Source organism: Mycobacterium sp. TH-M82, from assembly GCF_057473605.1.
Map to the genome: position 1 here is coordinate 1 of NZ_JBYCKY010000281.1, position 6,723 is coordinate 6,723.

10 protein-coding genes are annotated in these 6,723 nt (G+C 65.5%); 8 read left to right on the forward strand and 2 right to left on the reverse strand.

What is annotated here, in order from left to right; all coding sequences use genetic code 11:
• Nucleotides 1-187 (forward strand): hypothetical protein (locus AC2VON_RS08840; protein WP_486952605.1); only part of this gene is annotated, 187 nt, incomplete at its 5' end.
• A gap of 36 nt (nt 188-223) precedes the next feature.
• Nucleotides 224-928, forward strand: a complete 705-nt coding sequence (locus AC2VON_RS08845; protein WP_486952606.1) for a TlpA family protein disulfide reductase — start codon at nt 224-226, stop codon at nt 926-928.
• A 175-nt stretch (nt 929-1,103) separates the two neighbouring features.
• Here AC2VON_RS08845 and AC2VON_RS08850 read toward each other — a convergent pair whose 3' ends face one another.
• A complete protein-coding gene (locus AC2VON_RS08850; protein ID WP_486952614.1) occupies nt 1,104-1,967 on the reverse strand; it encodes an alpha/beta fold hydrolase in 864 nt (287 codons plus the stop codon).
• A 349-nt stretch (nt 1,968-2,316) separates the two neighbouring features.
• Between AC2VON_RS08850 and AC2VON_RS08855 the strand changes: the two genes are divergently transcribed.
• The 6 genes from AC2VON_RS08855 to AC2VON_RS08880 all read left to right on the forward strand — a co-directional run bounded on the left by AC2VON_RS08855 (nt 2,317) and on the right by AC2VON_RS08880 (nt 6,317).
• Nucleotides 2,317-2,613 carry a glutaredoxin domain-containing protein gene (locus tag AC2VON_RS08855; protein WP_486952607.1) on the forward strand — a complete coding sequence of 99 codons (297 nt, stop codon included), beginning with the start codon at nt 2,317-2,319 and terminating at the stop codon, nt 2,611-2,613.
• Between the two features lie 75 nt (nt 2,614-2,688).
• Nucleotides 2,689-3,360, forward strand: coding sequence for an HAD family hydrolase (locus AC2VON_RS08860; protein WP_486952608.1), 672 nt, complete (start codon nt 2,689-2,691; stop codon nt 3,358-3,360).
• A gap of 103 nt (nt 3,361-3,463) precedes the next feature.
• The gene (locus AC2VON_RS08865; protein WP_486952609.1) at nt 3,464-4,042 is read left to right on the forward strand and encodes a peroxiredoxin-like family protein; all 579 of its coding nucleotides are present in this window, start codon (nt 3,464-3,466) and stop codon (nt 4,040-4,042) included.
• Nucleotides 4,039-4,587: a protein disulfide oxidoreductase gene (locus tag AC2VON_RS08870; protein ID WP_486952610.1), complete on the forward strand. Its 549-nt coding sequence runs from the start codon at nt 4,039-4,041 to the stop codon at nt 4,585-4,587. Before AC2VON_RS08865 ends, AC2VON_RS08870 begins: the two co-directional genes overlap by 4 nt.
• Nucleotides 4,584-5,438, forward strand: a complete 855-nt coding sequence (locus AC2VON_RS08875; RefSeq protein WP_486952611.1) for a cytochrome c biogenesis CcdA family protein — start codon at nt 4,584-4,586, stop codon at nt 5,436-5,438. The genes AC2VON_RS08870 and AC2VON_RS08875 overlap by 4 nt, the downstream gene beginning before the upstream one ends.
• Before the next feature lie 174 nt (nt 5,439-5,612).
• Nucleotides 5,613-6,317 carry a DUF2334 domain-containing protein gene (locus tag AC2VON_RS08880; protein WP_486952612.1) on the forward strand — a complete coding sequence of 235 codons (705 nt, stop codon included), beginning with the start codon at nt 5,613-5,615 and terminating at the stop codon, nt 6,315-6,317.
• A gap of 92 nt (nt 6,318-6,409) precedes the next feature.
• Here the strand turns inward: AC2VON_RS08880 and AC2VON_RS08885 are convergent.
• A partial coding sequence (locus AC2VON_RS08885; RefSeq protein WP_486952613.1) for a carboxymuconolactone decarboxylase family protein occupies nt 6,410-6,723 on the reverse strand: 314 nt, incomplete at its 5' end.

A 6,723-nucleotide genomic window follows, 5' to 3' on the forward strand; every position in this document is an offset into this window, starting at 1 on the left:
CCCCCTCGCGGCGCTGGGCCTGCTGCACCCGATCGTCGCGGGCGCGGCGATGGGCTTCTCCTCGGTCAGCGTGGTGACCAACTCGCTACGGCTACGCCGTTTCGGCGTGATCTCAAACCGCAGATTGTCTCGATCCCGACGGTTACGCCATCTGCGGTCGTGCACTGGCATTACCTCAACAGGTTGACTACCCAGGTGACTGGCGAGGGATTATGGAGAAGCGATGACAGACACAAATTCGGCTGCACCCGCCTATAACTACGACCACTTCGGCATTGAGCATCGCAGCATGGACCACCTGGGGGGCGTGGAGGTCGGTGAACCCGCGCCGGACTTCACCGCGACGCGACTCGACGGCACCGAGGTAAAGCTCTCCGATTTCCGCGGTAAGCCCGTGGTTGTGGAGACCGGCAGCGTGAGCTGCCCCATGTACGTCGGGCACATCGAGCCGATGAACGCGCTGGCGTTTCGCTTCCCCGACGTGGTTTTCCTGGTTCTCTATGTGCGCGAAGCGCATCCGGGCCAGCACATTGGCGCGCACCACGATCCCGCGCAGAAGGCCGCCGCCGCGCGGATCGTCGCCGACGAGGAACACGAGGGCCGCACGATCCTGATCGATGACCTGGCCGGTACCGCGCACCGGCGTTATGGAGCCATGCCGAACACTGTGCACGTCATCGACGCCGACGGGAAGGTGGCGTTCCGCGCGATGTGGAACGATCCGGCAGCCGTCGAGGCCGTGTTGGGAAAGGTGCTCGTCGGCCAGGACACCGCGGCGGTGCGGGCCCGGTTCCGCCCATCTGGGCCCGCCACGCTTTTTCGTGTGCTGCGGCGCGCGGGCTGGCGGGCCGTCTGGGATTTCGTCGTCGCCTTTCCGGCTGTGGCCCGGGCCCATCTGCGGCCGGGACGCCCACGTGCGGAGGAGTAGCCACGGCGACAGGACGGGACCACCAGTACAAGGGCGGAACCCGATGCGGCTCTCGCACAGTGGGTCTGGCGGAACCTGCGTTACAGCCGTCGATGCGGTGACGCCGTCAGCCGGAGTCTACAGATATTGCCGAACTGTGGAATATGAAGATCCACAATAGTTATGGCTTGGCTGCTTAGCCATCCAGCAATCGTAATGCACTCGTGGCGAAGGTGGCTGGGTCTTCGATCTGCGGGTAGTGGCCCAGCCCGGGTAGCTCGATCACGGGCGCGGCGGGGCGTAGTTCCCGCAGCCCGTCGAGCACGTTGGTGGTGGCGACCGGGTCGTCGAGGCCCCACAGGAAAGCGAGCGGTTTCGGCCACTCACGGACGGCACCATGCCAGCGTGATGCATACCGCTGGCGTTCATCAAGGTAGGAGATCAGCAGATGAAGGATGCGATGACCGCCGTTGTGTGAGAGCAGCGCCCACTGCGCGGCGGCCTCCTCCGCGGAGAGCGGATGGCCAGCGCTGAACAGCCGCGCGAAGCCTGGGATGAACATGCGCCGGTTCACCAGCCGCGCGACCACCGGGCCGAGTCGGCCGCGGAGCACGTTTTGGATCGGACGCAGACTGGCCCGCTCCAGGATTACGCTGCCGTTCGACAGTACGACCCGCTGCAGGTCGAATCCCAAGCGGCCCTCCAGGTCTCGGGCCAGCAGCTCGGTAGTCACCGACGTGCCCATATCGTGCGCGATCACTACGACCGGGCCCATGGTGGTGTCGGCGATCACGGCCTCCACCAGGTCGGCCTGCTCCAGCAGACTGTAGCGGTGCGGCCGCGGCTTGTCCGAGAGGCCGAAGCCCAAGAAGTCCATGGCCACCCACGCGCGCCCGGCCAGGTGCGGGGTAACCGTTCGGAAGTCGTAGGAGCTCGACGGATAGCCGTGCAACATCAGCACCGTGGGGCTCTCACCAGTCCTCGATCGGACGAACACCGATCCCACGCCGGTCGCCAACCTGCGTCCACCGTCACGCCACTCGGACACGCTCGCCGACATCACCCGACGGAAGATAGCATGCTAGGGCCGTGTACGCGTCATCGACGATGGTCGAAGCCAATGACCAAGTCGACGACATTGGGCTACCTGATAATCTCCGCATGTTCGCCCCATTACGCAGGTCTGCGGTCCATTGCAGGGCGAATGGTCAGCCAGGTGACAAAGCTCTAGCCCGGGCAGTGAGATTCGGGTCTCCTGGACGGTTGGTGACGCCGCTGACGGCATCGCCAAAGCTGGTCCGTCACAGCAGCGGGCACGGTTCCGACCTTGCCGCGATGTCGACCCGAGCCAGCGCCTTGCAGTCCGGGTAACCGCTACCCAGCGATGCGCAGCGCACAAGGAGGGTGCAATGACCGCTCCGCAAAGAACGGACCCGGTGGTCGAGGTGTACTGGCGGCCCGGCTGCCCGTATTGTCACCTGCTGCTGCACCCGCTGCGGCGCAGCGGCCTCAACCTGCGAGAATTCAACATCTGGGAAGAGCCTGAAGCGGCCGCGCGTGTGCGATCGGTCGCTGGCGGAAACGAGACTGTACCAACAGTTTTCATCGGCGAGCGCGTTATGGTGAATCCCACGGTGCGACAAGTGCTGGCCGCAGCTCGCGGTGAGGAGGCGCCGGCTCCGTGGTGGACCCGGTGGCGGCGATAGTCCCGCTGCATAGGGGCGCGCACCACTGGTCGTCGGTGGATAGCTCAGGTGGCCCTTTGATGAGGAGGTACGCAGATGCTGCAAAGGCCGCGAACTGTGGTGTTCGACGTTGTCGAAACGCTGATGTCGCTGGAGCCGCTGCGGTCCCGGTTCGCCGATGTCGGACTTGCTCCCACGCTGCTGGAACGATGGTTGGATCGGTTGCAGCGCGATGGCATGGCGTTGACCTTGGCCGAGAGCTATCAACCGTTTCCCGTGGTGGCCGGAGCGGCGTTGCGCACGTTGGCGCGTGGCACGCTCGACGATGACGCGGTAGGTCATGTGCTGGCCGGCTTCGGCACGCTTCCGGCTCACCCCGACGTCGAGCCCGCGTTGGAGATGCTGGCTCAGGCGGGGATTTCACTGGTGTGTCTGAGCAACGGTAACGCCGATGCCACCACTAATTTTCTTGTCCGCAACAATCTTTTGGGCTACATCGACACGGTCATCAGCGCGGCCGAGGTGTCCAGCTGGAAACCGGGTTGGCAGATCTACGACCACGCGGTACACATGATCGCCCGCCCGGTCCGCGAGGTCGCGCTGGTCGCCGTGCACGCGTTCGACTGCCACGGTGCCAAAAGTGCCCGGTGGGTCACCGGCTGGGTCAGTCGCCTGGAAGGCCACTACGCCGAGGTGTTCACCCCCGCCGACATCGTCGGAGACGACCTGATCGAGGTCGCGACAGGCCTGCTCGCGCTACCCGCGTAGCGCGCTGCCAGGCAGCGCGGTGGTCAGCGCAGGCGGCCTACAGACTGTCACCGCGCTGACAAAGGGGTTAGCGCGCCGGTGCTGCGCGCCGTAAGGTGCCGCTATGGCTAGCCAATTATCCAGTGGTGCAACCGTTCCGGTACGTCGCCTTAAGGGCATCGACGGCCAGCCGGTGCGGGTGCCGGCGACCACGGGACGAACACACGTGCAGTTTCGCCGGTTCGCGGGCTGCCCGATCTGCCATCTGCATCTGCGCAGCTTCGCCGACCGGTATCAGGAGGTAGCCGGCGCGGGGATCACCGAGGTGGTGTTTTTCCACTCGCCAGCCGACAAGCTGCGCGGTTATCAGTCCCTGCTACCGTTTACGGTGGTGGCCGACCCCGATAAGGAGCAGTACCGCGCATTCGGAGTGGAAAAGGGTTTGCGGTCCCTGACTCATCCCCGGGCATGGCGATCCGCGTTCCGCGGGTATGCGGCCGCCCGCCGGCACCGTAGTGATCCCGACTATGCCGGTGTCGGATCAACGGATGGCACCACACATTTGGGGCTGCCGGCCGACTTCCTCATCGATCCCGACGGGACCGTTATCGCCGCGCATTACGGTCGTCACGCCGATGATCAGTGGTCGGTGGAACAACTTCTGGACATGAATCGGTCGCTCGGCGGACGAGAGTCGCAGTGACTCGTGTGCGACTGATCGTCACCCTGGTTGTCACGACGGTGCTTGTCGCGGCGTGCGGGTCGCAGTCCGGGGCCGGGTCCTCGGCAGCGCACCCATCCCCGTGGCACGTCGACACCCAGCCACCCGAAGCCAGAACCGTGCCTGCACAGCTGCGGTTCACCGCTAAAACCCTGAACAGGAAGGACTTTCACGGGCAAAGCCTGTTGGGTAAACCCGCCGTGCTGTGGTTTTGGACACCGTGGTGTCCGACCTGTCAAGGGGAGGCGCCGATGGTTGGCCGGGTCGCCGCGGCTCACGCGGGTGTGACCTTCGTCGGAGTCGCCGGACTGGATCAGATACCTGCCATGAAAGAGTTCGTCGACAAGTACAAGCTGGATGGATTCAGCGAGCTGGCCGACACCGACGGGACGGTCTGGGCGAAATTTGGTGTCACCCGACAACCCGCGTTTGCGTTCATCCACCCCGACGGCAGCATTGACGTCGTCAAGGGGTCGCTGTCTGAGCCCGATCTCACCCAGCGGGTAACGGGCTTGTCCAACCAATGATCGACACGATCGGTTTTGCCCTCGGCGCGGGGCTGGTGGCCGCACTGAACCCGTGTGGCTTCGCGTTCCTGCCGGGCTACCTGGGTTTGGTGGTCGCCGGCGGCGGCACGGAATCGTCACGCCAGGCGGCGCTGGTCCGCGCGGGCTCGGCAACGGTGGCCATGTCCGCCGGATTCGTCACCGTCTTCGGCGTCTTCGGCTTACTGCTCTCGCCGTTGATCGCCTCCGCGCAGAAGTACCTGCCGTTCGCAACCGTCGTCATCGGTGTCCTGTTGGTGATGCTGGCAGTGTGGCTGCTGGCAGGCAAGAACATCACCGTTATCGTTCCACGGCTGCCCCATGTGGCGCCAACCGCGCAGCTGCGTTCGATGTACGGCTACGGCGTGGGCTATGCGATCGCATCGCTGTCATGCACCATCGCACCGTTTCTCGCGGTGTTCAGCGTGACATTCGAGCGGGGATCCATACTCACCGGCGTCCTGGCCTTTACCGCATATGCCGGCGGGATGACCATCACTGTCGGAGTAGCCGCGCTAGCAGTGGCCCTGGCCGGGTCTGCGGCCGCTGGCGTACTGCGCCGCATCCTGCCGCATGTCGGCAGGATCGCCGGCGTCGTCGTCCTGGTGACCGGACTCTACGTCACCTACTACGGCTACTACGAGATCCGGCTCTACTTCACCGCCGCCAGTCCCGATGACCCCATCATCCAGGGTGTTGGGGTGGTGCAAGGTTGGCTGGCCGGCCGGGTCGATGCCCTGGGCGCCTTGCCATTGCTGGGTGCACTCGCGGGGGTGGTCGCAACCGCGATCGGGTGGCGCATGGTGACGCGTCGCCGAGCCAGCCGCTCATGACCGGGCGGCGCACTGCTGCCTCGGCACCTACGGCTCCGCGCCACCAGCGCCTTGTCGCCAGCCAGGCGAGGTGGAGGCGACCAGCAAGCTGCCGAATTAGCCGGCCGGACACTCGCCGCTTATCGTCTGCTTGCATGTCACCGTCCCGACATCTGGGAAGATCAGACTGATGGTGTGACTGGGCAACTGATCGTCTCGGTCTCCGGGATTTGCGAGCGCACGTGTGCCGACGTCGCCGGGTTCTGTGCCCAAATGGACGCCCGCGCCGTGCCGGTGTCGTTGCTGGTGGCGCCTCGACTCAAGCGCGATTATCGGCTCGATGCTGACCTGCGCACCGTCGAGTGGCTGGCGGGCCGGCGCGCCGGTGGCGATGCAATCGTGCTGCACGGCTACGACGAAGCAGCTACCAAGAAGCGCCGCAGTGAGTTCGCCACGTTGCCCGCCCACGAGGCCAACCTGCGGCTGCTGGGCGCTGACCGGGTGCTCGACCACGTCGGGTTGCGCACCCGATCGTTCGCAGCGCCTGGCTGGACGGTATCGCAAGGAACAGTGACGGTGTTGTCGCGCAACGGGTTCCGGTTGCTAGCCGATCTGCACGGGATCACGGACCTGGTCAGGCACACCACCGTTCGCGCGCGGGTGCTAGGTATCGGGGAAGGCTTCCTCACCGAACCGTGGTGGTGCCGGATGCTGGTGCGCGCGGCCGAACGCACCGCGCGCCGTGGCGGCGTGGTGCGGGTTGCGGTGGCGGCGGGTCAACTGCGCAAGCCCGGACGGCTACAGGCGATGCTGGACGCCGTGGATCTGGCGTTGTTGCACGGATGCACACCGAATGTGTACCGCTGGCGGTCCGATCCCGCGGTTCGCGACGCAGCCTGACTGCGCGGTCGGGGCTGCCGGCCTGGTGGCTGGCTGTGAGCTAGTGCATGCGCGCCCGCCATGACGATGTTTCCGAGCAGGTGCGCGTTACATCAACCCTTGAGCCGATCCAGTGGCACTCCGCAGCTCACCCCGATGCCTTCCATCGCCTCTTCGAGCGGTACGTCGAGGGCGCTGGCCACCGTGGTCGTGTAGCGCATCAACGCAACCGAGGCCACGATCTCCACGATCTCGGCATCGGTCCATCCGAACGACCGTAGGTTGTCGGCCATCTCGTCGGTGACTGCGGCGGGACGACGGCCGACGATACGGGCGAAGTCCACCGCGGCGTTCTCCTTGTCGGTCAGACGGGGAGACGGTTTGCCCTCGATGAGCTCCACGCATTCCTGGCGGCTCCACTTCTTGC

Coding starts and splice junctions, on each gene's coding strand:
- AC2VON_RS08845 (WP_486952606.1), top strand. CDS start 224: ATGACAGACACAAATTCGGCTGCACCCGCCTATAACTACGACCACTTC.
- AC2VON_RS08850 (WP_486952614.1), bottom strand. CDS start 1,967: ATGTCGGCGAGCGTGTCCGAGTGGCGTGACGGTGGACGCAGGTTGGCG.
- AC2VON_RS08855 (WP_486952607.1), top strand. CDS start 2,317: ATGACCGCTCCGCAAAGAACGGACCCGGTGGTCGAGGTGTACTGGCGG.
- AC2VON_RS08860 (WP_486952608.1), top strand. CDS start 2,689: ATGCTGCAAAGGCCGCGAACTGTGGTGTTCGACGTTGTCGAAACGCTG.
- AC2VON_RS08865 (WP_486952609.1), top strand. CDS start 3,464: ATGGCTAGCCAATTATCCAGTGGTGCAACCGTTCCGGTACGTCGCCTT.
- AC2VON_RS08875 (WP_486952611.1), top strand. CDS start 4,584: ATGATCGACACGATCGGTTTTGCCCTCGGCGCGGGGCTGGTGGCCGCA.